The organism is Microbacterium pseudoresistens (assembly GCF_013409745.1).
Lineage (GTDB): Bacteria > Actinomycetota > Actinomycetes > Actinomycetales > Microbacteriaceae > Microbacterium > Microbacterium pseudoresistens.
Genome location: NZ_JACCBH010000001.1, coordinates 1,636,542 through 1,661,437 on the forward strand (window position 1 = coordinate 1,636,542; position 24,896 = coordinate 1,661,437).

Sequence of the window (24,896 nt, forward strand, 5' to 3'; positions counted from 1 at the left end):
GACTAGTCGAGTGAACCCCCTCTCCCGCGTGCCCGCGCGCCTGCGTCGGCTCCTGGGAGTCGGCAGCCGGTTCCTCGTCGTCGGTGCGATCAGCACGGTCATCGAGATCGCCGTGTTCAACCTGCTCGTGTACGTGCTGGGGTGGGATCTCGTGGTCGCCAAGATCGTCGCATCCCTCGTCGCGCTGGTGAACGCGTACATCGGCAACCGCGAGTGGGCCTTCCGCCACCGCGACCGCCGCGGCCGCACCGCCGAAGTGGTGCTGTTCCTCATCACCAACGGCGTATGCACGCTGCTCGGCGCAGCGCTCGTGTGGCTGGGCGTGGAGCTGATGACCGGGATGCTCGGCCACGCACCCGGGGCGTTCCTCGTGAACGTGATCAACCTCGCCAGCATCGTCATCGTCGTGCTCCTGCGCTTCGTGCTGTACCACAAGGTGGTGTTCCGCACGTCGGCGAAGGCGTGAGGACCGTGCGATCGCGCCGACCCGGCCCGCGACACTATGCCACGATGGGAACGACCACGGTAGACGGATCGCCGTGCGGGGGAGGAGTGCGGTGATCGTCGAAGTGATCCGCGGGCTCGGTGTCGGAGGAGCGGAGACGCTGTTGTTCACGCGCCTTCGTTGCGCTCTCCGCACGCACCCCGCAGGCTTCGAGACCACCCTCGTCGTCAACACCCTTCGCGAGAACGATCACTACGTGAACGCTCTTCGCGATCTCGGCGTGCACGTCGTCGAGCTCGGTGCCCGCGGCCCGCTTCGCGGAATGCTGCAGTTGCGCCGGACTCTTCGTCATCTGGGCCCTGAGGACACCGTCGTCTTCCACTCGCCTGTGACGAGTTACCTCGAGAAGCTGGTTCGCGCATTTCGACTGCGCCGACGGCCTGGTCGGCTTATCAACGTCGTGCACGGCGTACGTCATCGTGCCGTGTACAACTACCTCGGGGCGTTCCTCGATCGCTACGCCGATCGGGCGCTCGCGGTCGCCGATGCGGTCGCCGCCAGCCCGACTGCGAGGCACTATCGCGATGTGCGAACCGTCCTCGGGGGTGTGGACATGGAGGCGATGCGGGATTGGATTACGCAGCATCCGGCAGCGCGCGACGACTTCCGAGCGAGCATCGGCATTCCCGAGGATCATTCGTTGGCCGTCGCCGTCGGCGGGCTCAATCGCCTGAAGGGCCATCGATTCCTCCTGTCTGCAGTGATGTCGATGCCCAAGACCTCACTCGTGCTCGTCGGGGATGGCCCTGAACGTGACGCACTTCACGCCCAGGCGCGGAATCAGGGAATCGCCGACCGCGTGCATTTGCTGGGTGTCCAGCAAGACGCATGGCGATGGGCTGCTGTCGCCGACGTCGTCGTGCAGCCCAGCGCTCACGAGGGCCTACCGGTGACCCTGATGGAGGCGGTTGCATTGGGCACCCCCGTGGTCGCGACGGATGTGGGCGGCGTCGGCGAACTCATCCGCGATCATCCCCGTGCTGTGCTGATCGCCTCGGCGGATCCGACCGAGATCGCCACGGGTCTGGAGCGTGCCCTGCTGTTGGGTGGATCGGCCGCGAGCGGAGGGCTCCCTGCCCGCGCATCGGAATGGTCCGTGTCGCGGTTCGCCCGCGACTTCTACGCGGCTCTGATGCCATGAGCGCCGATGTCGGCACGGACGTCGCGGTGCAGCTCGCGCGATCCGAGGCGACCCGACTCGCGCATGCCTTCTGCGCGCACCTCGGGCGCTCGCACGGGATGCGGGTGCTGTCCATCAAGGGCCCTGCCGCAGAGCATCATCGACTCCGCGCTCCTCGGGTCGCCGCCGATGCGGACGTCTGGGTCGAGCCGGGCGGCTTCGACCGGTTCTGCGCCTTGCTTGGGGATGCGGGATGGCGTGAACGGGTCGCTCGCTCCACGCCGTGGATCCTGGACATCCATTCGGCCACCTACATTCACGAGTCGTGGCCGTGCGACATCGACGTGCATCGAGCCTTTCCCGGAATGTTCGAGAGTGCAGGCGGCTTCGACGCTCTGTGGGCGGCGCGGGACACGTTGCGGATCGCCGGCGTCGACGTCTGCATTCCCTCGCGAGCGGGCTCGGTGCTGATCGCCGGATTGCACGCGCAGCGGAACATGACGGTCGCGCGACATGTGCGCGAGTGGGATGAGGTGCTCGCAGTCCTCGAGCGCGGAATGGCACCACGCGAGCGCGAGGAATTCGTCAAGACGGCGACGCGCGGCAGGGCCCTATGGGTGATGCGCGACGCGATGCGGCGAGTCGGTCAGGATCTGTTCGTCGATGTGACGCCCGACGAACAGGAGGTATGGCTGGCCAATAGCCGATACGGTGCGGACGGCGGTACGGTCGGCTGGCTGCGGTCGTTGCGCGGCCAGACCTTCTCGGCACGGGTGCGCATCATCGCTCGGGCGGTGTGGGTGCGCCGTGACGACATCCCTCGTAGTTCTCTGAGTCGTCCGACCAGACGCGAGGCGTGGCGATACCAACGTGATCGATGGTGGAGAGGTGCGAAGGCGCTTCGGAGAGTGGTCGTCGATCGCGTACGAGGAGCCGAGCGCGCTTCGCACGACGACTGACGTATGCGCGAGAGGTGTCGGTGGCAGCCCGCGTGTGTTGTCAGCCGCGCGCGTCCAGGACGCTCTGCACGAGAGCCTCGATCTCCTCAAGCCCGTAGGCGATGGGCGAGGCGATGATCGGGTTCTCCTGGTTGCCGAGCACGACGGCGGCGGGGGCGCGCTGCACGCCGATCGCGCGCCGGACCGCCCGTGATCCGTACCGGGCGAGCGGAGCGAGTTCGGCGTCGAGTGCGGCGATCGCCGTCGGCTGAGACGAGGTCGCGATACGTACCTGAAGCGGCGCGAGCCGGAGGGACCATTCGGCCGTGGCAGCAGCGACCGGCTTGCACGATCCGCATTCGGCGCTGAGGAAGACGAGCAGAGTCGGATTCCCGTTTCCGAGCTGCGCGAGCGGCTGGGCCATGCCGTTCGCGGCCACGAGCTCGACATCGGGGATCGGGTCTCCGGGCATCACCTCGCCCGGGCGGGCGGGATCCAGGCCCAGCGCCAGAGACCGCGGGGACAATGGGGCGGGGCTACGAGGATCGGAACGGGCAGACTCGGTGGGCACCGAGGGCTGACGCTCGGCTCGCCGTGCGCCGACGAGAGCGGCGATGAGCACGATGACGAGCACCGCCGCCCACGCGAGTGCGACCGTCAGGACGAGCACGAGAGGCAATTGCGCGAGCTGCACGGGCAGCGCCGGGACGGCCCATCCGAAGACCGCGACGATCAGGGCCGCAACGATGAGCAGCGCGTTGCGCACGAGTGACCACGGCGTCACGCGGGAGTCGCGGGAGAGCGCGCCGAAGCATCCGCAGTCCACGTCATCGCCGCGTCGGAGCACGCCGATGAGCAGCGCGGTGAAGACGAGGAGCACGGCGACGGCGACGACGCCGGCCAGCGCGCGAGTCGGGCCCGGCAGGAGCAGTGCGAGGGCGAGAAGCAGCTCGCCGATCGGCACGAGTCGCGCCACGCCGGGCCTCCGCAGCCAGGAGGGCACGCGCAGGGCCGACATCGCGGCCAACGTCTGCGGTGCGTGCCCGAGCTTTGCTGCCCCCGACCACGCGAATGTGAACGCCACAAGCCCCGTCGCGAAGACGAGCAGCAGATCCACGGTGTCGGCAGGCATCGAGGGAAGTGTATCGCCGCGGGGAAGCGCCCTGACACAATACGGACATGACTTCGGACAGCCTTTCGGCGACGCAACCATCGCGGCGCGACAGGCTCGCGGTTCCCGACGTGTTGCGGGGAGTCGCGATCATCGCGATGCTGCTCGCGCACGCCAACATCATGCTGCCGAATCTGCCGTGGGTGGTGAAGATCACAACCGCCCAGGTCAACGACCTCGCCTCTCCGCTGTTCGCGCTCGTCATGGGCATGTCGGCGCAGATCGTCTGGAACCGGCGCGCAGGCGTCGCCAAGACGATCGCTCAGCAGACGATTCGCGGAGTCCTCTTGATCGCGATCGGCGTGTGGATGGTCCTGTGGGGCAGTTGGGTCGCGATCGTGCTGCAATACCTTGGACTGGTACTGATCGTGGGCGTGCCGTTGCTGCTTCTGCGCACGCGGTGGCTCCTCGGAGTGCTCGCAGTGCTGACTGTGGTCACGCAGCCGATCCTCGAACTCGCACGACACTCGGCCTGGTTCTCGACGCAAGAGCCCTGGGTACAGGAGGTCGGGCGATGGGTGCTGCTCGGGCACTCATACCGTCTGGTGAACCTGCTGCCGTTCTTCCTGCTCGGTGCGTTGCTGCTGCGCCACGGCTTCCGCCGCGATGGGCTGCTGTGGACGATGGCCGTCATCGCGCCCGTCGCCTGGATCGGGGCCGCCGTTGCGAAGAAGTTCCTCGAACCCGTTCCCGTACTGTCCGGCGACTATCTCGATACCCTTCACGACGTCGGGCTGGTCTTCGCGGTCTACGTTGTGGTGGTGCTGCTCGCGCAGATCGATCCCTCGGGCGTCGCGACAGTGCGGGATGCGGTGTTCGCCCCGCTACGGGCGTGGGGGCAGATTGCGCTCAGCCTCTACCTGCTCCACGTCGCGATCATCGCCGTATGGAACCGCGACTCGGGGCGACCGCAGGAGAACTCCGTGGTCGGTTGGCTCCTGGTAGTTGTCCTTCCGCTGACAGTGGCGTGGGTGTGGGTGCGCTTCGTCGGTACCGGGCCGGTTGAGTGGATACTCGGGTGGGTTTCAGGCAGGTCACGACCGAGAGCCGGGGTTTGGGCGTAATCAATCGAGGGCGGCCGCACACATGTACGGCCACCCTCGATTGATTGAAACGCGCGTGCTACGGCTGGGTGGGGTCGTCCTGGCCCGGGCACAGCTGGAGAGTGACATCCAGGTTACCGAGCAACAGCGACAACGCTCCGAGATTCACGATCTCGCCCAGCGTTGTGTTGACGGAGATGAGCGAGAGGTCGGCAGAGTTCGGAGCCCCCGGGGGGGTGCTCGGGTCGTCTGCGCCATTGAGCGCCAACGATGTCGTGCCAGCTACGTCGAGATCGACATCGGCGTTCTGCAGGGAAATGAGAGCGGTCTCGCCCTCATTCAAATCAGTCGTCAATTCGATGATCGCGCCATCTGTGTTCAGCGTGACGATGCCAAGCGCTCCCGCCTGCAGGGTGCCGGGCAACAGGCTCAGATCGATGAGGCCGGGCGGCACGGTCAACGTGAACTGAGTGCCGGCCGGAATCGTCCCCTCCACGGCAGTGATGTTGAAACCACGAGAGGAGAACTGCTCGAGACCGATCGCGCTGAGGAGGCCCGTCACAGTGTTTACCGCAATCGGACCAGCACCAGGGATGCCTTCGATTGTGTCCAAGAGCGCGAGGTCGTAGTTGCCGACGCAGTTGTATGTCACTCCTACGTCGACGCCCGTCAGCGACGCAGCGCGCGCCGGCACGGCGACGGCCGCGGCGATGACCGGAACCGACCAGGCGGCTCCCTTGACGACGGTGCGGCGTGAGATGCCCTTGGGCTGTTCTTCGGTCATGCGAGCCTCTTTCCAGGAAGTGTCAGGAACTGCGCGGGTATCGGGAGCGAGCGCACAGCGGCACCCCGATTTTCCCCCGTCGGGATCAACATAGAGACAACTCTCAGGGAAAGCGATAAATCGCCCTCGATCTGCGTGCTGTGCGCTCTTTCTGCGCGAAATGTTTGATATCGCGTCGAAATGCGACGGCTGTTAGACGTGCCCGCGAGCGCGGCGCAGCGATCGCGGGCTTGCATCGTAGACCTCGTGCAGCGCGCGGCGCAGGCTCATCGTCGTGCCGAATCCGGAGCGCTGGGCGATCTGTTCGACGGAGAGCACGTCGAACCGGCTGTCGATGAGCAAGGACCGAGCGAGCCGGGCGCGGTGGCGCCGGATCTCCCCGGCCACGGTCAGATCCGACTCGGCGAACACGTTCTGCAGGCGCCGCAGCGACGTGCGGCTGTCGTGCGCGACGCGGGCGGGAGTCAGCTCGCTATCGGCGCACTGCTGCGCGATCACGGCGAGCGCGCGGTCGCGCAGGGCCGTCGCGGGATCTTTCGCCGGCGTATCGGCACCCAACCGGTCGAGCAGTACGGCGCCGGCCATCTCCAGCAGCAGCTGTTCGGCGGCGTACGTCTCGATCGCCGTGGCGTCGTGCGTCGGTTGCGCGAGAGCAGTCACGAAGGCCTGCATCGCGAGATCGAGAGTTCGTCGCTCCCTCGGCCACCAGATGGTCGTCGGCAATCGGGTGACGAAGGCCGTGAGGGCGGGGCGCGGAAGAAGAACGACGCTCGCCCGCCACGGGCTCTCGAACCTCAGACGGCGTGCGATGCCGTCTGGGGCGATGATCATGCCGCTGTTGATCTGCAACCACGGTTCGCCGTCCAGGCGTGACGCGGGCGATCCGGCATCCACGAAGGCGAACGCGATCGCATCATGGGCCTCATCGGGGCGCACCTCGAACTCCGTGGCGTCGCCGGCGAGCGCCCACAGCGTCACGCCACCGTAGTCGTGACGACGTGCGGAGATGCGCAAGGGGCCGGATGCACCCCGTAAGCGATGCGATGCGAGCAATTTCGGAGGGTCAGCAACGCGAAGCGGTTCGACCGTCACCGTGCGCCTCCTCTGCTGCTTGCTCGATAGGCTAGCGCCATGTCTGGTCGCATTCTGGTCAGTGCGGTCGGCGCTGTCGTCGAGATCGATGTCTCCGAGCTGGAATCCGCCGCGAGCGAGGCGATCCGCGATGCCTGGCGCGACGCGCTTCTCGGGTACGACCGCGATCCCGACGCTGTCGTGCGTCCGCGCACCGACCTCGACGATGCGGCGATGCTCTCGAAGCTCTCGACCACGGTCACGCTCGCAGCCCTCGAACATCGTCAGGGCGAGCTGTGGATGCTGCATGCCGCCGGCCTCGCCGATGAACGCGGCCACGTCGTCGTGCTCAGTGCGCGCTCGGGGACGGGGAAGACGACTGCATCCCGGCATCTCGCGCGGCGGTTCGCCTATGTGAGCGATGAGACGGTGGGGATCGACAGCCAGGGCGGCGTGGTCGCCTATCGCAAGCCGCTGTCGCTCATCGTCAATGCCGGGTATGCGAAAGACCAAGTGCCGGTATCCGCGGCCGTCGCCGGCCCCGAGCTGCCGCACGCCCTGCGCCTGTCGAAGGTCGTCGTGCTCGATCGCCGTGATGATGCAGGGCCGCATGCGCGCGTCGAGCCGCTGAGCCTTGCCGACGCCGTCATGGCCCTGGCGCCGCAGAGCAGCTATCTCACCGCGATGCGGTCGCCGCTGCGCACGATCGCCTCGCTGCTGGATGCGACGGGGGGAGCCGTGCGCGTGACCTATCGCGAGGCGGAGTCGCTCGACGGCGTGATCGACGCGCTGATGGATGCCGAACCTCCGAACGATCCGCTCGTTGCCCGCCCCGAGGCGCGCGTCGATGCCGCAACGGTCTCCGGTGCGGAAGACCAAGACCCGGATCGGTGGTTCCGCGGTCCTGCGAGCGATGCGCTCGACGTCGGAGAGGGCCGTCTCGCGCTGCTCCGGCGGTCGCAGGACGGCGGGAAGCTCGAGCTCCTCGACGGTATCGCCCCCGCGATCTGGCGAGGCGCAGCCGGTCGCACGATGGAGGACATCAGCACCGGGCTCATCGCCGAGTTCGGCAGCCCGGCGGACACCGTGGATGTCGAGGCCCTCGTCGGCACGCGCATCGAAGAACTGGCGGAGCTCGAGCTCCTCGCCGCCGAGCCCTCGTGGCGCATCACCGATGCCGCAGCGTGGGTTGGCGACCAGGAGCGGGTCACGGTCATGAACGTCGCGACCGGGAGCCAGCCGCTCGCGCTGGATGGCTCCGCCGCCATCATCTGGACTGTTCTGGCCGATGGGCTCGCGCTCCGGCAATCGGCACTGCTCGAACACTGTGTTGCGGCATTCGACATCGCCGTCGACAGCATCCGGGCCGACGTGCTCGCACTGCTCGATCAGCTGCGCGAGGCCGGCGTCGTGACGATCCGCTGATCAGGGACGGGGCGAGCGGCGGGGTCCGGCCTCGGCGCTCTCGGTGCTGTCCTCCGGCTCCGGCTCGCGCCCGTAGCGCTCGTAGGCGCCGTAGTACTCGCGGCCGTAATAGGCCGAGGCCGCGCCCTTCATCGGCACCTTGTTCAGCACGACGCCGAGCACGCGTCCCGTCGTGCGGGTGACGTTGTCGATGGCGCGTTGCAGCATGTCGAAGGTTGTCTTGCCTGCCGAGGCGACGATGAGAACGCCGTCAGCGGCCGTCGAGAGCACTGCGGCATCCGTCACGGGCAGCACCGGGGGGGAGTCGAGCACCACGATGGCCGATTCTCCGAGGCTGCGCACGAACTCGCGCATGCGCTGCGAACCGAGCAGCTCGCTGGGGTTCGGCGGGATGCGCCCCGCGCCGACGACAGCGAGCGGGACCTTCGGATTCGGCCGATGCGCCACATCGTTGAGCTCCGCACGGCCGGCGAGGATGTCGGTGAGACCCACGTCGTTCGACATCCCGAAGATGTCGGCGACGACGGGGCGCCGCAGATCGCAGTCGATGAGGATCGCCCACTGCCCCGCCGCGGCCAGGCTCGAGGCGAGGTTGACCGCGACCGTCGACTTGCCGTCGCCGGGTACGGAGCTGGTGACGACGATCACGCGCGGCGGGTTGTCGACGTCGATGAACTGCAGGTTCGTGCGCAGCTCGCGCATCGACTCGGTGAGGTGGTGAGAGACGCCGCTCTGCGTGTCGAGCGCGAAGTCGATCACCTGCCGCTCCCCGGTCATCGTCTTCTCCAGCGGGAGAGTGCCGATGACCGAGACGCCGGTCTCGCGCTCGATGTCGCGCGGGTGGCGCACCCGGCGATCGAGGAGGTGCTTGATGAAGGCGTAGATGAGCCCGAGCGCCAGACCGATCAGCGCGCCGAGCATGACGTTCAGGCGGGTGTTCGGAGAGGAGGGCGAGGTGGGGAGCCGCGCGGAATCGCCGACCATGAGCGACACCGGCGCGGACGTGGTCTCCGTCCCGCCTTCGAGCTTCTCGATCTCATCGGCCATGCCGTGCATCCACGCTTCGGCGAGCTGCTGCGCGTCTTCGGGTGTGGGTCCGGTGGCGCTCACCTTGAGTGCGGTCGTGTCGAGCGGGTTCGTCACGGTCACGCGCGAGACGAGGGCTTCCGGAGTGGTGTCGAGGCCGAGCTCGTCTTTGGCGTGCTCGGCGACGGCGCGCCAGGAGCCGAGGTTGAGGTACGACTTGACCCGGCTCTGCGCGAGCTGGTTGCCGACCAGGGCGCTGCCGGTGGAGCCATCGCTGGTGGTCGAGGTGACGATGCCCGTGGTGTCGGCCGTGTACACCTTCGGCTGGATCGCGCTCCATCCGAACGCGATGACGGCGCCGGCGACTGTCGCGATCACGATGACGATCCAATGCGCACGCAGAATGCGCAGGTAGTCGCTCAGCTCCACGTTCCATCCCCTCACGCTTCTGGTCACGTACGACGAAGCGTCGAATCCGAGCCTAGGGCTCTGCGGTGCGGGCGCTCGTCTCCGAGAAGCCCAGTGTCAGGCTAGCGCGGCGCGCACGATCCGCTCGACCTCGTCGATCGCGGGCGCCAATTGCGCCGCCGATTCCGCGTACGTCTCGCCGGAGCGTCGATAAGGATCGATCACGTCGTCATCGTCGCCGCCTGCGCTGAGCCCTCGCTGGTCGCGCACGGCGGCGACCACGGCGGCCAGCCGCGCCGTGGGGTCTGTGCTCGCGGCGTCGGCGATCTTCGTCGCCTCCTCCGTGGTCAGCGACGCGGCCAAGCGCGCGAACTCGCGCACGGTGAAGGTCTGGCGAAGCCGCTGCGGGAGCATCTGCACGGCGTGCGAGCGGTGCTCGCGGGTCATGGCGAGCACGAGATCGGATTCGAGCAGCAGAGGCTCCACGAGGTAGCGCGCGCGGTGCGCCTCGACGTCGTCGTGCGATGCCCCGAGCTGTTCGGCCAGGGCGGCGGCCGGCGCAGGCATGCCGTGGTCGACGAGCGCGTGGGTTCCGGCGCTGTGCACGCGCACGCCGAGGTCGTGCAGACGCGCTCGCAGCAGCGTCTCGGCCATGGGGGAGCGGCAGATGTTGCCCGTGCAGACCGTGAGGATCGTCGGCAGCGCAGAGGCATCCGACGGCGCGGGCGGCGCGAAGGCGGGCCGTGGAGCAGATTCAGATGCTCTCTGCCGTTCGCGCCATTCGCGTCGGCTCATCCCCGGAGGCGGCGTCTCCTGCGCCGACGCATCATCGGGCATTCGTCGTACTTCTCGATCGTGCCGACAGATCGACCAGTTGGCTGATCGGCGCGCTCTCGTCCATGGCGAGCTCGACGGGAGAGTCGTCGAACGAGTGCGTGGCGCCGTACGCATAGGCACCGTAGCCGTAGCTGTCAGGGCCCTTCGTCGGCAGCATCGTGACGACGACTCCAAGCAGCGGCACCCCGGCGGTGTCGAGGCTCTTGACGGCGCCGGCGAGCTCCTGCTTCTTCGTCTTTCCCGAGGCGGCGACGAGGATGACTCCGCTCGTCTTCTTGCCGACGACGGCGGCGTCGGTCACGCGCAACAGGGGAGGGGCGTCGATGAGGATGTAGTCGAAGTACTCCTCGAGCGGCTGGATCACGTGATCCATGCCCGAGGATCCGAGCAGTTCGCTGGGGTTCGGGGGGATGCGTCCGCTGGGCAGCACGAACAGCTGGCCCGTACCCCATTTCTGCAGCGCGTCGGCGACGTCGATGCGGCCGATGAGCACATCGGTGAGGCCCACGCTGCCCTCGATGGACATGTAGTCCGCGATACGTGGCAGACGCAGGTCACCGTCGATCAGTGCGACGCGGGCACCGGTCTCGGCCAGAGCGATGGCGAGGTTGGCGGTCGTCGTCGACTTGCCCTCGGCGGGTCCGGCACTGGAGATCACGAAGGTGCGCGGTCCGCCGTCGACGTTGAGGAACTGCAGGTTCGTGCGCAGGGTGCGGAACGACTCCGAGCGCGGGCTGCGCGGATCCGCATGCACGATGAGGGGGCGCTTGGATGCATCGGGGTCGTACGCGATGCCGCCGAGCATGGGCTTGTCGGTGAGCTGCTCGATGTCGTGGAGCGTGTGGATGCGCACGTCGAGCACGTGCCGCAGCACGGCGATGCCGATGCCGATGGCGAGGCCGAGGATGCCGCCCAGCGCGACCAGCAGGGGCACGTTCGGGCTGGCGGGCTTGGTCGGGACCGACGCCGGGTTCGTGACGGTGACGGTCACCGGGCTCGCCGCTCCCTCCGTGGCGGGGCGCTCGAGGGTGTTCTGCACGGCGTCGGAGAAGCTCTCGGCTACGGCGTCGGCGATCTTCGCCGCCATCTCGGGGTCGGAATCGGTCGCACTGATCTCGAGCGTCACGGTGTTCAGCGGTGCGGAGGCGGTGATCGTCCCGGCGAGCTGACCGACGGTGGTGTCCAGTCGCAGGTCATCGATAACAGGGTCGAGCACGAGGGCCGTGCCAATGATGTTGGCGTAGCTCGTGACCATCTGCCGCGCGAAGGTCGTGCCTTGCACGAGGTCGCCCGTGGCCGCGCCCTCACTGCGCACGGAGACGTAGAGCTGTGTGGACGAGACGTACTTCGGCGTCTGCATCATGGCGTAGCCGGCTCCGCCGGCGAGGCCGAGCACGAGCAGCACCAGCATCAGTATCCAATTGCGATGCAGGATGCGCAGGTAGTCGCGGAATTCCACGCGAATCGTCTCCAGTCTTTTCGGCGATCGGCCGTGGTCATTGTCCCATAAGGGCCAGATCGAGCCGTAGAACGCGCGGTGCGTTCACGCCTCGGCTTTCGCATAGGCGCCGTATGCGGTGCGGTCGGCGCCGGTGGTCGGCACCATCGTCAGTACAGTGCCGAGCACGTGCGCCCCCACCTTGTCGATGCTCTCCACAGCCGAGGCAAGGCGCGGGACGGTGGTCTTGCCGGCGGCCACCGCGAGCAGCGCGCCCGTGCTGGTCTTCGCGAGCACGGCGGCGTCGGTGACGAGCAGCAGCGGAGGGGCGTCGACGATCACGACGTCGAAGACGGAAGTGAGATCGTCGATCAGGCGCGTCATGGCCGAAGATCCCAACAGCTCGGCGGGGTTGGGCGGGCGCGTGCCCGAGGGCAGGACGAAGAGGGTTCCGCGCCCCCAGCGTTGGATGGCCTGGCTGGCAGTCAGACGCCCCGCGAGCACGTCGCTGAGGCCGATGCCACCCTCGATCCCGAGCCTGTCGGCGACGCGCGGCAGACGCAGGTCGCCGTCGACGAGCGCGACCTTCGCTCCTGTCTCGGCGACCGCGATGGCGAGGTTCACCGCTGTCGTCGTCTTTCCCTCGCCGGGCCCGGCGCTGGTGACGGTGAGGACGATCGGCTTGCCCTCCACGGAGAAGAACTGAAGATTGGTGCGCAGCGCACGGTGCGCCTCGGCCGGCGGAGAGTGCGGGGCAGTGGTGACCACCAGCGGATGTGCGCTCGCGGTGGCGCTGAAGGGTACGGCGCCGAGCACGGGGGCTTCGGTCGCGCGCTCGACATCGCGCATCCCGTGCACGCGTGTGTCTATGACCGAACGAAGCACGGCTGCGCCGACGCCGACAGCGAGGCCGATGAGCGCGCCGAGAACCGTGGACAGCACAGGTTTCGGGGCGACCGGTGAGATCGGCACTTGGGCTGGCTGCACGATATCGATGCGGATGGGACTGGGACGGTTGGCGGAGCCGCGTTCGATCGTCTCGGTCACGGCGGAGCGGAAGCTGTCGGCTACCGCGGCGGTGACCCGCGCCGCCTGGCTGGGAGTCCGTGCGGTGACCGAGACCGTGATCGAGACGCTGTTCGGAGGGGCAGAGGCATCCACGCGGCTCGCCAGCTCGGCGGGCGTGGTGTCGAGGCCGAGGTCGTCGATCACCGGTTGCAGCACGAGCTCGCTGGAGAAGAGGGTGAGGTAGCTCGTCACGGCCTGCTGAGCGTAGCTTCGACCCAGGTTCAGCTCTGAGGAGGAGGTCTGGCTCGTCTCGGCCGCCACGTACAGCTCTGCGGATGATTGATAGCGGGGTGGGGTGAGCGATGCGAGGAGGAGTCCGGCGCTCAGGCCGATGATCGTGCAGGAGAGGATGAGCACGAGGTTGCGCCGAAGCACGCGCAGGTAATCGTGAAGGTCCATGTCTCCTCAACGGATGCGACGGGTATCCTGAACGAGGATAACCGCAGGCTGAGACATCGACGGGCGCAGGGGGGTGCGGCGTGCTGGTCCGCACGTGACTATGACGACACTGGCAGAGCTCTTCCCCGGCGACGCGCGGGACCATCAGGCGACGACCCCGTTGAGCACTGACGATGAGGCGCGCGGGAAGCTTCAGCAGCTGATAGGCTCACCCGTTCAGCTGGCGGCGCCAACGGATGCACCGTCGGATCGGGGTGAGCTCCGCAGCCTCGTGGATCAGGTCGCGGCGGATGTGCGCACCACCGCGGTCGCGCCGAGAGGGTCGTTCCGCGCCCGGCGGAGCCGACGGATCAACTGGGTCAACGTGATCGCCGGAGTGGTCGCCCTGCTCGTGGTCGGCGGCACGGCGACGTTCGTCGTCGCGCAGTCCGCACGCGCGACTCCGGCAGCAACGGCCTATCAGTCATTGGTGAATGATCAGGACGATTTGGCCAGCGCCGAACAAGGGCTGGCGGCGCTGAACGATCGGGTCCCCGCATCGATCGCCGACGACGTCTCGGCGACAGCCGCGGTCCGCAGCGCTCTCGTCGCCCTCGATGCCGAGCTGATCGACGGCGCGTCTCGCGACGCGACCGTGGCGGCGCTCGACGCCTACGTCGGAGCCCTCCAGACGCTGAGCCTCCCGGAGATGCCGGCCGCCTACGAACGACCGGACGTCGACCCGGAATCGCTGGCCGAGGTCGCGAGCGCGATCGATGAGGTCCGCGCGCGCGTGGTCGTCGTGGACGGCGCGATTGCAGATCTGCGGGAGGTGCGCGGGCAAGCCGATGCAGCGACGGCCACCTATCGGCAGCAGCTCGCCGCCTTCGCCGCCACCTTCACGGCGCGAGCGGAAACGGAGGACGCCGAGAACGCCCTCGCGGACCAGAGCTTCCGCGATGCTGTGTGGGCGGCGGCGGCGAGCGTCGTCGCGAACACGCTCGAGACCGACGCAGGGCGGCAGGCGGCCACGGCGTACATCGCTGCCGTGCAGGCGCTGCGCGAAGATCAGGCGCGTGCCGTCGAGGCGGTCGTCTCGGAGGAGCCGTCGTACGACGGCGGGGGAGATGGCGGCGGCGAGGAGAGTCCTGCCCCCGAGGTGCCGAGCGATCCGCCGCCCGTCACCGAGCCGGATTCGGACATCCCGACGGATCCCGTCCCCGAAGGCTGACGGTGACGACGCGCATCGGCCCGATCCGAATCAGTTTTCGTTCGATTCATATTCGCGTTCCGTGACGAGCGGTGTCGGTCGGTTGTGCCACGATAGTAAGGGGACGCTAAGCGAATTCTCAGGAAGAGGTGGTCGTGGGGGCACGGCCGGAGGGACGGAAGTGACGGTCTCAGCGGATACGCAGGGCATCTCGACGATCACCATCAAACAGCGACGACGGCGATTGCTCGCCGCGATCGTCGACTGCGCGGCGTGGGTCCTCGGTCTCTTCGCGGCCGTCGTTCTGCGGTTCGAGTTCGAGCCGACGTTGCTCGGATGGATCTCCATCCTCGTGATCGCTGCGGTGGCGGTCGCGCTCCAGATCGTGATCGGGTATTTTCTCGCCCTGTATCGCGGGCGCTACCCCTACGGCTCTTTCGACGAAGTGCGAACGCTCGGGCTGGCTGTTCTCGGCGAAGCGGTGGTGCTCGCGGTCGTCGTGCTGGTATTCGGCAACGCGATCGGCGTGCCGCGCGGCACCGTCATCCTCGCGTTCCCCTTCGTATTGCTGCTCATGTTCGGCGTGCGGTACCTCGCTCGCCTCGTGCTCGAGAGCCGCCGCCGGCCGAGCGGCGAGGCCGTACCGGCGCTGGTCGTGGGCGCCGGGTACGTGGGCGACAGCGTGCTGCACAACATCACGACCGATCCGGAGTCGCCGTTCCGCGCCGTGGGAATTCTCGATGACGACCCGGCCAAGAAGAACCTGCGTCTGCGCGGCGTGCCGGTCGTGGGTCGCACCAAGAACATGGCCGATGCCGCCCGGAAGACGGGTGCGCAGGCGCTCATCATCGCCATCGCGAACATCGACAGCACGGTGCTGCGGCGACTGAGCGACGAGGCCGAAGCCGTCGGGCTGAAGGTCTCGGTGACCCCAGCTCTGTCGAGCGTTCTCAGCGGAGAGGCCTCGGTGAAGGACCTCCGCGAAGTCAGCATCGAAGACCTCATCGGCCGTCACCCCGTCGACACGAACGTGGAGCAGATCGCCGGATACATCACCGGGCGCCGCGTGCTGGTGACGGGCGCGGGCGGATCGATCGGCTCGGAACTGTGCCGTCAGCTGTCGAAGTTCGGCCCGAGCGAGCTCATGATGCTCGATCGCGATGAGACTGGCCTGCAGCTCGCCCAACTCGGCACGCTCGGTCATGGCCTCCTAGACACGAAAGACGTCGTGCTCGCCGACATCCGCGAACCCGATGCGCTTCTGAAGATCTTCCAGGAACGTCAGCCCGAGGTCGTGTTCCACGCGGCGGCGCTGAAGCACCTGCCGATGCTGGAGCAGTACCCCGATGAGGCGTGGAAGACGAACGTGCTCGGCACGCTCCACGTGCTTCAGGCGGCCCAGGCTGTGGGGGTTGGAACGTTCGTGAACGTCTCCACCGACAAGGCCGCCAATCCCACCAGCGTGCTCGGCCACTCCAAGCGGGTGGCGGAGAAGCTCACGGCGTGGATGGGCGAAGAGACCGGCCTATGCTACCTGTCGGTGCGTTTCGGGAACGTGATAGGCAGCCGTGGTTCCATGCTTCCCACCTTCCAGCGGCTCATCGAGCAGGGTGGGCCGCTCACGGTGACTCACCCCGAGGTGACCCGCTACTTCATGACCATCCCGGAGGCTTGTCAGCTGGTGATCCAGGCCGGCGGCATCGGCCGGCCCGGGGAGATCCTCATCCTCGACATGGGAGAGCCAGTGTCGATCCTCGACGTGGCCAAGCGCATGATCTCGATGTCGGGCAAGAACATCGAGATCGTGTTCACGGGCCTGCGGCACGGAGAGAAGATGCACGAGGTGCTCGTGGGCAACCGTGAAGAGCTGGAGCGTCCGTTCCACCCGAAGGTCGCGCATACGAACGCCGACACGATCTCGCCCGAGCGTCTCGACTTCGACGGCTGGAAGGCACGCCTGGAGCAGGCACCCCGCGACAACGACACGAGCATGATCCGGCCGATCGACATCTCGACCGGGCCGGTGGAGTCGTCGTCGTGAGTGAACGGATCTACATGTCTTCCCCCGATGTGGGGCGGGCCGAAGAAGATGCAGTCGTCACCGCGATGCGCTCCGGCTGGATCGCGCCGCTCGGCCCCGACGTCGACGCCTTCGAGAGCGAACTGGCCGCGCGCGTCGGCGCGGCGCACGGCGTCGCGCTGAGCTCGGGCACGGCAGCCCTGCATCTGGGCCTGCTGACGTTAGGTGTCGGAGCGGGTGATGTGGTGGTCACCTCGACGATGACCTTCGCGGCGACCACCAATGCGATCGCCTACACCGGCGCCGAGCCGTACTTCGTCGACGCCGATCCGCAGACCGGCAATATGGATCCGTTGCTTCTGCGCGAAGCACTGGAGACGCTACGTGCGGCGGGAGAACGGGCGGCTGCGATCGTGCCCGTCGATCTGCTGGGAAAGGCCGTGGACTACACGTCGATCCAGCAGATCGCCGATGAGTTCGAGGTTCCGGTGCTGGCGGATGCCGCTGAATCCCTGGGGGCCACGCACAATGGGCAGGCCGCCGGCAGCTTCGGACGCGCTTCCATCGTCTCGTTCAACGGCAACAAGATCATGACCACCTCCGGCGGCGGCATGCTGCTCACCGACGACGAGGGGTTCGCGGGGCGGGTGCGCTATCTCGCCACCCAGGCCCGGCAACCCGTTGTTCATTACGAGCACACTGACATCGGCTATAACTACCGCATGAGCAACCTCCTCGCCGCGCTGGGGCGTGCGCAGCTGCGCCGCCTGGACGACATGATCGCCCGTCGTCGAGAGATGCGCGAGCTGTACAAGGGACTGTTCGCCGGGACCGCGGGAGTGGAGGTGTTCGGCGCCGAGGGCGACGAGCACGACAATGTGTGGTTGACGTCGATCCTCGTCGACGAGACCGTGACCGGATGGGCCCCGCAACTGCTGGCGGCAGCGCTTGCGGAGGACGATATCGAGAGTCGCCCACTGTGGAAGCCGATGCACCTGCAACCGGTGTTCGCCGGGTGGCGAGGGACCATCAACGGCACTTCGGAGTGCCTGTTCGAGCGCGGGTTGACCTTGCCCAGCGGTTCGGCGCTGACCGATGGCCAGCGCGCGCGCGTCTTCGACCGCATCCGGTCCTTCCTCGGTAGTCGGTGAGCGTATGGGCATGACTGGTCGTGCGTACGATCCGTGGAAACGAGGCCTGGACGTGGTCGGGGCGCTGATTGGTCTGGTCGTGCTCTCGCCCGTCATCGGGGTGACCGCCCTGTGCGTCGCGCTCAGGCTCGGCCGGCCCGTCGTCTTCGCCCAGCCGAGGCCAGGACGTAACGAGCGGATCTTCACTCTGTACAAGTTCCGCTCCATGAAGGATGTTGATCATGAACGAGGACTGGTGAGCGATGAGCAGCGCCTGACGTCGTTTGGGCATGCGCTGCGAGCGACGAGCCTGGATGAGTTGCCGTCGCTGTGGAACGTCTTGCGTGGCGACATGAGCTTCGTTGGTCCGCGCCCGCTCCTCGTCGAGTACCTGGCGCGATACACGCCCGAACAGGCGCGCCGACACGAGGTTCGCCCTGGCGTTACCGGGTTGGCGCAGGCGAACGGCCGTAACGCGCTGAGTTGGGACGAGAAGTTCCGGCTCGACGTTGAGTACGTGGACCGGCGAAGCCTTGTCACGGACGCTAAGGTACTTCTCGCGACGGTGCGCTCCGTCCTCGTCCGGGAGGGGATTTCAGCGGACGGGCATGCGACGATGACTCGATTCACGGGAACGAAGGAGCGTGTCGACGATGCATGATCTCGTGGTTGTAGGAGCAGGCGGCTTCGGTCGAGAGGTGCTGGACGTGGCCGACGCCATGAATTCGTACCGTGTGATAGGCGTGCTTGACGACAGTCTCACCGAGCAGAATGCCGCACGTTTACGACAGCGGGGAATTGACTACCTCGGCGCGGTCGACTCATTTGCGGCGAAGAAGAATGATGCTCAGTTTGTCATCGGGATCGGTAGCGCGAGCGTCAGAGCAGCCATCGACAGCCGGATGACCAGCGCAGGGTTCGAAGCGGCCACGCTAGTGCACCCAGAGTCCTCGATCGGGTCACTCGTGAGCCTCGGGCCGGGAACGGTCGTTTGTGCCGGTGTCAGGATGACGACGAACGTCACGACGGGTAGACACTGCCATTTCAACCTCAACGCCACGATCGGGCACGATGTGTCGATTGATGATTACGTGACCGTCAACCCGGGCGCGGCAGTGTCGGGAGAGGTCGAGCTTGCGGAATCGGTGCTCATCGGCGCTAACTCCTTCGTACTCCAGGGCCTCGAGATCGGGGCGAAAAGCATCGTCGGCGCCATGGCCTGCGTCACACGGGCCGTTCCCAGTGAGGTGACGGTGGCCGGCGTTCCTGCGCGCGTGATCAGTCGGCGATAACGTGCAGGGCTCAGGTAGTCTGATTTCGTGAACCATGATGAATTCCTGAAGCTCGTCGCTGAAATCCTTGAAATCGAAGAGGTGGCTGAGAATGCCGATCTTGAAGATCTTGGCTGGGACTCGCTTTCCAACTTGAACTTCATCGCCGAGGTCGATGAACGTGCGAACATCGCCGTCGATGCTGACAAACTGTCTGAAGCGCGTACCGTGACGGACCTATTTTCCCTACTCAACGCGTGAGTGAACATCTGTGAAGTCGCTGGCGGATCACACGGTGCTCATTACGGGCGCATCGTCTGGAATCGGCCGCGCATCGGCCCGACTCGCGGCAGAGCGTGGGGCTCGTATCGGTCTCGTTGCTCGCAACGAAGCAGCGTTGAGAGCAACGCGGGACGATCTCCCCGGCACTGGACACGTCGTTCTCCCGGCCGACCTCAGCGACGACTCCACCATCCCTGATCTTGTTCGCCGGGCGGTGGACGAACTCGGCGCTCTCAGCGGTTTCGTTCACGCGGCCGGAGCGCACGCGTTCACGCCGCTTCGTACTCTCTCTGCACGAAAGATTGCTGAGCTATATCAGCTCAACGTTGCAGCAGCGCTGTTGATCCTGAAGGAACTGCGTCGACCAGAAGCACGAGCTGAGGAACTGAGCGCCGTGTTCGTGTCCTCTGCCGTTGGGATCGTCGGCAGTCCGGGGGTGAGCGGTTACGCAGCATCCAAGGCCGCCGTGGCGGCAGCTGCGAGATCGCTTGCACTTGAGGTCGCCGATGAGAAGATACGCGTCAACAGTGTCGCCGCCGGAGTCGTTTCGACTCCACTGACGGACAAGATGAGACAACTGGTCGGACCGGATGGCTGGTCACGTATCGAAAGTGCTCACCCGCTCGGGCTCGGCTCCCCGGATGACATCGCCTCTGCCATCATCTTCCTGCTCTCCGCGGACGCCAGATGGATAACGGGAAGCACGATGGCGGTTGACGGCGGATACACGGCACAGTGAGGCTGACGGTAAGGTCACTGTATGGGATCCCGCGTCTCGGCAGTTGACTATTACCTGCCTCCGAACATTCTGACGAACGATGCGCTCGCCGAAGAGTTCCCCGAGTGGAGCGTCGAGAAGATCGAAGGCAAGACAGGGATCCGCAGTCGGCACGTCGTACGGGAAGGCGAGTACACGTCCGAGTTGGCAGTACGCGCTGCTGAGCAGCTCTTGTCGAGCGCGTCGATCGACAGAAGCTCGGTCGAGTATTTGATCGTCTGCACACAGACGCCCGATTACATCCTTCCGTCCGTCGCCGGAATCGTCCAGACTCAGCTCGGCCTACCCACAGCCGTTGGAGCCACTGATATCAACCTTGGATGTTCTGGCTATGTATATGCGCTCGGCCTCGCCAAGGGCTTGATCGAATCCGAGCAGGTTTCGAATGTTCTCGTTATCACTTCCGACACGTATACGCGCGTGCTCAACAAGGGCGACAAGTCGGTGCGTACGATATTCGGCGACGGCGCCGCCGCGACGTTCGTGGAATCTGTCGGTGGCGCGAGCCGAATCAATGGCGTGGTGTACGGTACCGACGGGTCGGGCGCGAAGAGTCTCATCGTGCCGTCCGGCGGGCTGCGTGATGGGCGTGAGATTCAGCCAAAGTCGGATGCCGAAGCCCGCGGACTCGTTGCTGGAGACCATGACTTGTTCATGGACGGTCCAGCGATTTTCAATTTCACGCTTGCAACCGTGCCCGCTGCCGTGGATGGAGTGCTCAGCAAGGCCGGGCTCGGAAGAGACGACATTGACCTGTTTGTGTTCCACCAAGCCAACGCATTCATGCTTGATCATCTGCGCAAGAAACTCGGAGTCCCGAAGGATCGCTTCTTTGTCTCGATGCAGGATTCGGGAAACACCGTATCCTCAACCATTCCCATTGCCTTGACCGATGCGGTGCGGCAAGGAGTCCTCGATGCGGGGATGAAGGTCATGATCGTCGGTTTCGGCGTGGGATTGTCTTGGGGCGGACTTGTCATCGATTGGTAGGTGCAGACAGCGGACCGCTCTGAATCGTGAGGCGTCCAAGTGAGGCAGGGGGTGGCTTTGGGGTCGCCGTCGGCGCGCGCACGGCTGGGCGTCGGTGCAGGAGCCGTCGTGTTGCAACGGCTCAAGACTGGTGAGCGCAGCACTTTGGGCGCCGCGGTCTGCGTCACTGCAGACGTGGCCGCATCGACGCTGGTGAAAGGGGTGCCAGCTCGATGACCCGGCGCTTATGCCTGATGGTGACCAGTTCGATCACCGCGACGACGTTCCTCGATGGGTACCTCCAGTTTCTGCAGTCAGACGGGTGGGATGTGACCCTCGTCTGCAGCGACGGCGAAGGCGTCGCGGAGATGGCGGCAGCCGCAGGCGTCGCTTTCGAACCGCTCGCCATGCCAAGGGATCCGGCGCCGCTCGATGATCTGGGTGCGGTGTTTGCGGCCGTGCGCCTGTTTCGCCGGATCCGACCGGATGTGCTGGTGTACGCCACGCCGAAGGCGTCGCTGATCGGCGCGTTGGCAGGATGGTTCACGCGGATTCCTCGTCGCATCTACGAGTTGTGGGGCCTGCGCCTCGAGACGGCGAGCGGGTTTTCGAGGCGTGTGTTCGCGCTTCTGGAACGACTCACCGCGAGACTCTCCTCGATGGTGATCGCGAACAGCAACAGTCTCGCAGAACGGGCCAGTCAGCTCGGGGTCAATGGCGGCAAGGACGTCGTTGTGCTTGGGAGCGGGTCGTCGCACGGCGTCGACGCGGAGCGATTCTCTCGAGAGGCGGAGCTGCCCGAGATCGATCCGGAACTGTCTCGCGCTCTTCGGGCGTCGACAGCTCCGGTTGTCGGCTTCGTTGGCAGACTCAACCCTGACAAGGGGATCGACGTGCTCTTCGACGCACTGGCGATCTGCGCCTCGCGAGGAACGGAGGTGCAGCTGCTCATTGTCGGAGACTCCGAGGGCGTTCCAGTCACGGAGCTTGCTCGGCGGCTGGACGGCATCATCCCCGTGCACTTGGCAGGGTTCGTCCGGGATCCTCGGGCTCTTCTTGCAGTGATGGATGTGCTCGTGCTTCCGAGCAGACGGGAGGGCTTCCCGAACGTCGTTCTGGAAGCGGCGGCCATGGAAGTGCCGGCGATCACTTCGGACGCCACCGGCTGCGTCGACGCCGTCATCGACGGCGAGACCGGGCTGATCGTCCAGACAGGAAACGCGGCGGCACTAGCGGATGCTCTTGCAAGGACGGTACGAGACGACGAGAAGCGCGCCGCGCTCGGGTACGCCGCGCGCGCACGGGCAGTGGACGAGTTCGCTCCTCGTCATGTGTGGGCGCTGCACTCTCGCGCCTGGCGTGGACGACGGGGCGCATGAGCCGGTGAAACAGCGGATTGGAGGGGCCGGGAGGGGATTCGCCTCCGTTCTTTCGGGGACCGTGATCGCTCAACTGATCGCGTTCGCCGTGCTGCCTGTCATCTCACGACTCTATGATCCCGACGCGTTCGGTGCATTCAGCTTTGTGCTCGCGGTGACGGCGGTGATCGCGCCGGTGGCGACGCTTCGGTTGGAAACTGCAGCGATGCTTCCGCGCCGAGCAAGTGCGGTGCGAGCAGTGGTCATGAACTGCCTCATCTGCATTGCGGCCTCGACCGTCTTAACGGCTGTTGTCGTCGAGTTGCTTCAGCTGTGGGGACTTACCGCGCTTCAAGACATACCCTTCGCCTCCTTGTGGATCGCTGTGCTGGTCTTGTTCACGGCGTTGTACTCGCTGCTGAGCCAGTTGGCCCTACGTCGAAAGCTCTACGGATCAGTCGCGCGGCGAAACGTCTATCAGGCAGCGTCCGCAGGCGCGAGCCAGTTGGCGTTGGCACTCGTGACCCGCCAGGGAACCGGTCTGATCGCAGGACAAGCGCTCGGGAGAGTCGCCGGGCTGATACCTCTCTGGTTGCAGACACGAGACGATTTCCGCATGGTGGATCGTCGTGTGCGACGAGTGGCCTGGCGCACCTACTGGCGGTTCCCGGCCGTATTCACGCCTTCGGCTCTGTTGAACGCCATCGGCGCGCAGGCGCCTCTCTTGTTTGTGACGATGTGGTTCGGGCTCGAAGCCGGGGGGCAGATCGGAATGGCTGAGCGTATTGTCGGCATCCCGCTCGCGCTCATCGGCGCAGCAGCAGCACAGGTGATCGAAGCTGAGGTCTCTCAGAAGGTCCGCGATGGTTCGGGTGGTCTGAGACCGACGTATCTGCGGGTGAGCGGGCTGCTTGCGGTCGTAGGACTCGTTGTCGGGGTCGGTTTCGGTGTTCTCGGCGGGTGGGTCATTCCGATGATCCTGGGGGCGGATTGGGCTGTCGCGGGTATCGCTGTGCAGATCCTCGCGCTCAATTCTGCTGTGCGGCTGGTGGGTAGTCCGCTCAGCAAGTTCATCCTGATCTATCAGCGCTCCTTGGCGAACACGGTGCTCGACGTGCTGCGAGTGGCCCTGATGGGCGCCGCATTCACCGTGACGGCAGTGATTAACTTAGACCTCACTACGTCGCTGTGGTGGATCTACACTGCTCTCGCAATCACGTATGTCGTGACGTGGTGCTACGGTCTCTTACTTGCTGCGAGCGGCGACACCAACCGCTGACAACTCGGCCGCAGAGAAATCAGTTGTGTCCGACTTTTCCAGATGTGAACCCAGTCGATAGACGATCGACATGTAGAAGTAGATGAGGGCCGCGCCGATAATCACCCCGACACCGGCGAACGAGGTCCCTGCGAGGAGTGCCACGATGGCGGCCTTGAACCCGGGGGAGAAGTAGCGATCCTTCTCCCACTGTCGATTGCGGTCGATCGTGGTGAGCAGCATTCCCCAAGCGAAGGAGAGCAGTGCGACGCCGATCAGGCCGAAGTTGATGAACGCCTCGGTGAAGAAGCCGGGTGCGGCCGTGTATCCGTAGCTGCTGCCGTAGATGCGCGAAAAGAAGTCGACCTCGAAGTTCTGCACGTCCGAGCCGGGAACATACGCGAGGAGTGCCTGCAGATACGAAGCTCCGCCGAGTTCCCCGGAGTTATACACGCGGTTCTGGAAACTGAGAATCGGCGTGGCGCTCTGATCGAAGATGATGCGTTGGAAGAGATTCTCGAAGACGAAATTGACCGCTTCGCCAAAGCTGTCGATCACCTCTGTCGTCCGCTTCTGCAGGAGTGTGATCACCAGACCGACCCCGATGAGAAGTGCGGAGAATCCCACCACGCGTCGCAATGCCGGTCGAATACCGAATCCCACGAGCGCGTAGATGGCAGCTAGCGCAGCCACGAACAGGTAGATCAGCGGCCAGCGCTGACCCGCGGCGAGGCTGGTGACGACGCCGAGGACGATGAGGAGGATGCGCGGCCAGCGCTTCTCTCCCTGCAGCATCTGTACGGTGCTCACTCCGACGATGAAGAGGGGGCCGTAGTTGCGGATGATGTCGAAGACTCCCTTGAAGGGGATCGACATACCGGAGAGATGCGGAGTGAGTTCGAGTCGATAGGTCTGGAGTGCCCCGAGGCCTTGATACCCGGATTCGAAGACGTCACCGACTCCCATGAACAGCGGGACGTGGCCGAGCAACACGAAGTAGACGACGGAAGGGACGATCACCGCAGCCGCAATGAAGAACAGGCCCCGGCCCGGGGGAACCACGCGTCGAACGGTTGGATCACGACGCACATGGCGCTTTTCGGTATGCCGCCTGCCTTTCGGCCCGCCCAGCACGAGGCTGCCAGCGATGAACGAGACTAACCCGAGGCTCACGACGAGTACTCCCGTGGCGATGCCGTCCAGGTCGTTGAAGTTGGATTCGCTCCACACCACGACGAACGAGTACAGGAAGAAGACGACGCTGAGGATCGTGAACCACAGGGCGGCGCTGGCGACGATGCCCTTACGGAGGTACACCACGATGTACCCCACAGCCAGGACGGCGACGAGAATGGTGAAGAGAAGTATCACGGCTGCCTCATGCGCTCCGGTGTGGATTCACGAGCGA

General features: G+C 65.9%; 23 protein-coding genes. 15 read left to right on the forward strand and 8 right to left on the reverse strand.

The features are described from left to right. The first annotated feature begins 10 nt into the window (after positions 1-10). The 3 genes from BKA02_RS08165 to BKA02_RS08175 all read left to right on the forward strand — a co-directional run bounded on the left by BKA02_RS08165 (position 11) and on the right by BKA02_RS08175 (position 2,584). Positions 11-466 carry a GtrA family protein gene (locus BKA02_RS08165; RefSeq protein ID WP_179432979.1) on the forward strand — a complete coding sequence of 152 codons (456 nt, stop codon included), beginning with the start codon at positions 11-13 and terminating at the stop codon, positions 464-466. Positions 467-557: 91 nt separating this feature from the next. Next, positions 558-1,646 carry a glycosyltransferase gene (locus BKA02_RS14570; protein WP_179432981.1) on the forward strand — a complete coding sequence of 363 codons (1,089 nt, stop codon included), beginning with the start codon at positions 558-560 and terminating at the stop codon, positions 1,644-1,646. Next, on the forward strand, positions 1,643-2,584 hold the full coding sequence (locus tag BKA02_RS08175; protein ID WP_179432983.1) for a nucleotidyltransferase family protein: 942 nt from the start codon (positions 1,643-1,645) through the stop codon (positions 2,582-2,584). The genes BKA02_RS14570 and BKA02_RS08175 overlap by 4 nt, the downstream gene beginning before the upstream one ends. 40 nt (positions 2,585-2,624) lie before the next feature. On the opposite strand, the gene BKA02_RS08180 is transcribed toward BKA02_RS08175, so the two are convergent. Continuing rightward, positions 2,625-3,695, reverse strand: a complete 1,071-nt coding sequence (locus tag BKA02_RS08180) for a TlpA family protein disulfide reductase (RefSeq protein WP_179432985.1) — start codon at positions 3,693-3,695, stop codon at positions 2,625-2,627. 47 nt (positions 3,696-3,742) lie between these two features. Here BKA02_RS08180 and BKA02_RS08185 point away from each other — a divergent pair, with 47 nt between their 5' ends. Further along, positions 3,743-4,798 carry an acyltransferase family protein gene (locus BKA02_RS08185; RefSeq protein WP_179432987.1) on the forward strand — a complete coding sequence of 352 codons (1,056 nt, stop codon included), beginning with the start codon at positions 3,743-3,745 and terminating at the stop codon, positions 4,796-4,798. Between the two features lie 58 nt (positions 4,799-4,856). Here BKA02_RS08185 and BKA02_RS08190 read toward each other — a convergent pair whose 3' ends face one another. After that, positions 4,857-5,561 (reverse strand): hypothetical protein, encoded by a 705-nt coding sequence (locus tag BKA02_RS08190; RefSeq protein WP_179430094.1) that lies wholly within the window; start codon positions 5,559-5,561, stop codon positions 4,857-4,859. Between the two features lie 192 nt (positions 5,562-5,753). Beyond that, the gene (locus BKA02_RS08195) at positions 5,754-6,575 is read right to left on the reverse strand and encodes an AraC family transcriptional regulator (RefSeq protein WP_179432989.1); all 822 of its coding nucleotides are present in this window, start codon (positions 6,573-6,575) and stop codon (positions 5,754-5,756) included. Between the two features lie 117 nt (positions 6,576-6,692). Here BKA02_RS08195 and BKA02_RS08200 point away from each other — a divergent pair, with 117 nt between their 5' ends. Then, positions 6,693-8,057: a PqqD family protein gene (locus BKA02_RS08200; RefSeq protein ID WP_179432991.1), complete on the forward strand. Its 1,365-nt coding sequence runs from the start codon at positions 6,693-6,695 to the stop codon at positions 8,055-8,057. On the opposite strand, the gene BKA02_RS08205 is transcribed toward BKA02_RS08200, so the two are convergent. The 4 genes from BKA02_RS08205 to BKA02_RS08220 all read right to left on the reverse strand — a co-directional run bounded on the left by BKA02_RS08205 (position 8,058) and on the right by BKA02_RS08220 (position 13,233). Then, positions 8,058-9,539 (reverse strand): polysaccharide biosynthesis tyrosine autokinase, encoded by a 1,482-nt coding sequence (locus tag BKA02_RS08205; RefSeq protein ID WP_179432993.1) that lies wholly within the window; start codon positions 9,537-9,539, stop codon positions 8,058-8,060. It lies immediately after the preceding gene. 69 nt (positions 9,540-9,608) lie between these two features. Further along, positions 9,609-10,328 (reverse strand): arsenate reductase/protein-tyrosine-phosphatase family protein, encoded by a 720-nt coding sequence (locus tag BKA02_RS08210; protein WP_281370270.1) that lies wholly within the window; start codon positions 10,326-10,328, stop codon positions 9,609-9,611. Then, on the reverse strand, positions 10,318-11,787 hold the full coding sequence (locus BKA02_RS08215) for a polysaccharide biosynthesis tyrosine autokinase (RefSeq protein WP_179432995.1): 1,470 nt from the start codon (positions 11,785-11,787) through the stop codon (positions 10,318-10,320). Before BKA02_RS08215 ends, BKA02_RS08210 begins: the two co-directional genes overlap by 11 nt. An 84-nt stretch (positions 11,788-11,871) precedes the next feature. Then, the gene (locus tag BKA02_RS08220) at positions 11,872-13,233 is read right to left on the reverse strand and encodes a tyrosine-protein kinase domain-containing protein (RefSeq protein WP_179432998.1); all 1,362 of its coding nucleotides are present in this window, start codon (positions 13,231-13,233) and stop codon (positions 11,872-11,874) included. 100 nt (positions 13,234-13,333) lie between these two features. Between BKA02_RS08220 and BKA02_RS08225 the strand changes: the two genes are divergently transcribed. From BKA02_RS08225 to BKA02_RS08270, 10 genes are all read left to right on the forward strand, one after another. Further along, the gene (locus BKA02_RS08225) at positions 13,334-14,443 is read left to right on the forward strand and encodes a hypothetical protein (protein ID WP_179433000.1); all 1,110 of its coding nucleotides are present in this window, start codon (positions 13,334-13,336) and stop codon (positions 14,441-14,443) included. 160 nt (positions 14,444-14,603) lie between these two features. Continuing rightward, positions 14,604-16,463 (forward strand): polysaccharide biosynthesis protein, encoded by a 1,860-nt coding sequence (locus tag BKA02_RS08230; protein WP_343045376.1) that lies wholly within the window; start codon positions 14,604-14,606, stop codon positions 16,461-16,463. Between the two features lie 14 nt (positions 16,464-16,477). Beyond that, entirely contained in the window at positions 16,478-17,593 is a 1,116-nt protein-coding gene (locus tag BKA02_RS08235) for a DegT/DnrJ/EryC1/StrS family aminotransferase (protein ID WP_179433004.1), read from the forward strand. A gap of 10 nt (positions 17,594-17,603) precedes the next feature. Further along, the gene (locus BKA02_RS08240) at positions 17,604-18,233 is read left to right on the forward strand and encodes a sugar transferase (RefSeq protein ID WP_179433007.1); all 630 of its coding nucleotides are present in this window, start codon (positions 17,604-17,606) and stop codon (positions 18,231-18,233) included. Then, on the forward strand, positions 18,226-18,864 hold the full coding sequence (locus tag BKA02_RS08245) for an acetyltransferase (protein ID WP_179433009.1): 639 nt from the start codon (positions 18,226-18,228) through the stop codon (positions 18,862-18,864). Before BKA02_RS08240 ends, BKA02_RS08245 begins: the two co-directional genes overlap by 8 nt. Before the next feature lie 27 nt (positions 18,865-18,891). Beyond that, positions 18,892-19,104: a phosphopantetheine-binding protein gene (locus BKA02_RS08250; RefSeq protein ID WP_179433011.1), complete on the forward strand. Its 213-nt coding sequence runs from the start codon at positions 18,892-18,894 to the stop codon at positions 19,102-19,104. 10 nt (positions 19,105-19,114) lie between these two features. After that, the gene (locus BKA02_RS08255) at positions 19,115-19,864 is read left to right on the forward strand and encodes an SDR family oxidoreductase (protein WP_179433012.1); all 750 of its coding nucleotides are present in this window, start codon (positions 19,115-19,117) and stop codon (positions 19,862-19,864) included. A gap of 21 nt (positions 19,865-19,885) precedes the next feature. Continuing rightward, positions 19,886-20,893 carry a 3-oxoacyl-ACP synthase III family protein gene (locus tag BKA02_RS08260; protein WP_179433014.1) on the forward strand — a complete coding sequence of 336 codons (1,008 nt, stop codon included), beginning with the start codon at positions 19,886-19,888 and terminating at the stop codon, positions 20,891-20,893. A gap of 212 nt (positions 20,894-21,105) precedes the next feature. Beyond that, positions 21,106-22,251, forward strand: a complete 1,146-nt coding sequence (locus BKA02_RS08265) for a glycosyltransferase family 4 protein (protein ID WP_179433015.1) — start codon at positions 21,106-21,108, stop codon at positions 22,249-22,251. Beyond that, positions 22,202-23,509 (forward strand): lipopolysaccharide biosynthesis protein, encoded by a 1,308-nt coding sequence (locus tag BKA02_RS08270; protein ID WP_246285999.1) that lies wholly within the window; start codon positions 22,202-22,204, stop codon positions 23,507-23,509. Before BKA02_RS08265 ends, BKA02_RS08270 begins: the two co-directional genes overlap by 50 nt. On the opposite strand, the gene BKA02_RS08275 is transcribed toward BKA02_RS08270, so the two are convergent. Continuing rightward, entirely contained in the window at positions 23,477-24,820 is a 1,344-nt protein-coding gene (locus BKA02_RS08275) for an oligosaccharide repeat unit polymerase (protein WP_179433019.1), read from the reverse strand. The genes BKA02_RS08270 and BKA02_RS08275 overlap by 33 nt on opposite strands. Positions 24,821-24,896: the final 76 nt, after the last annotated feature.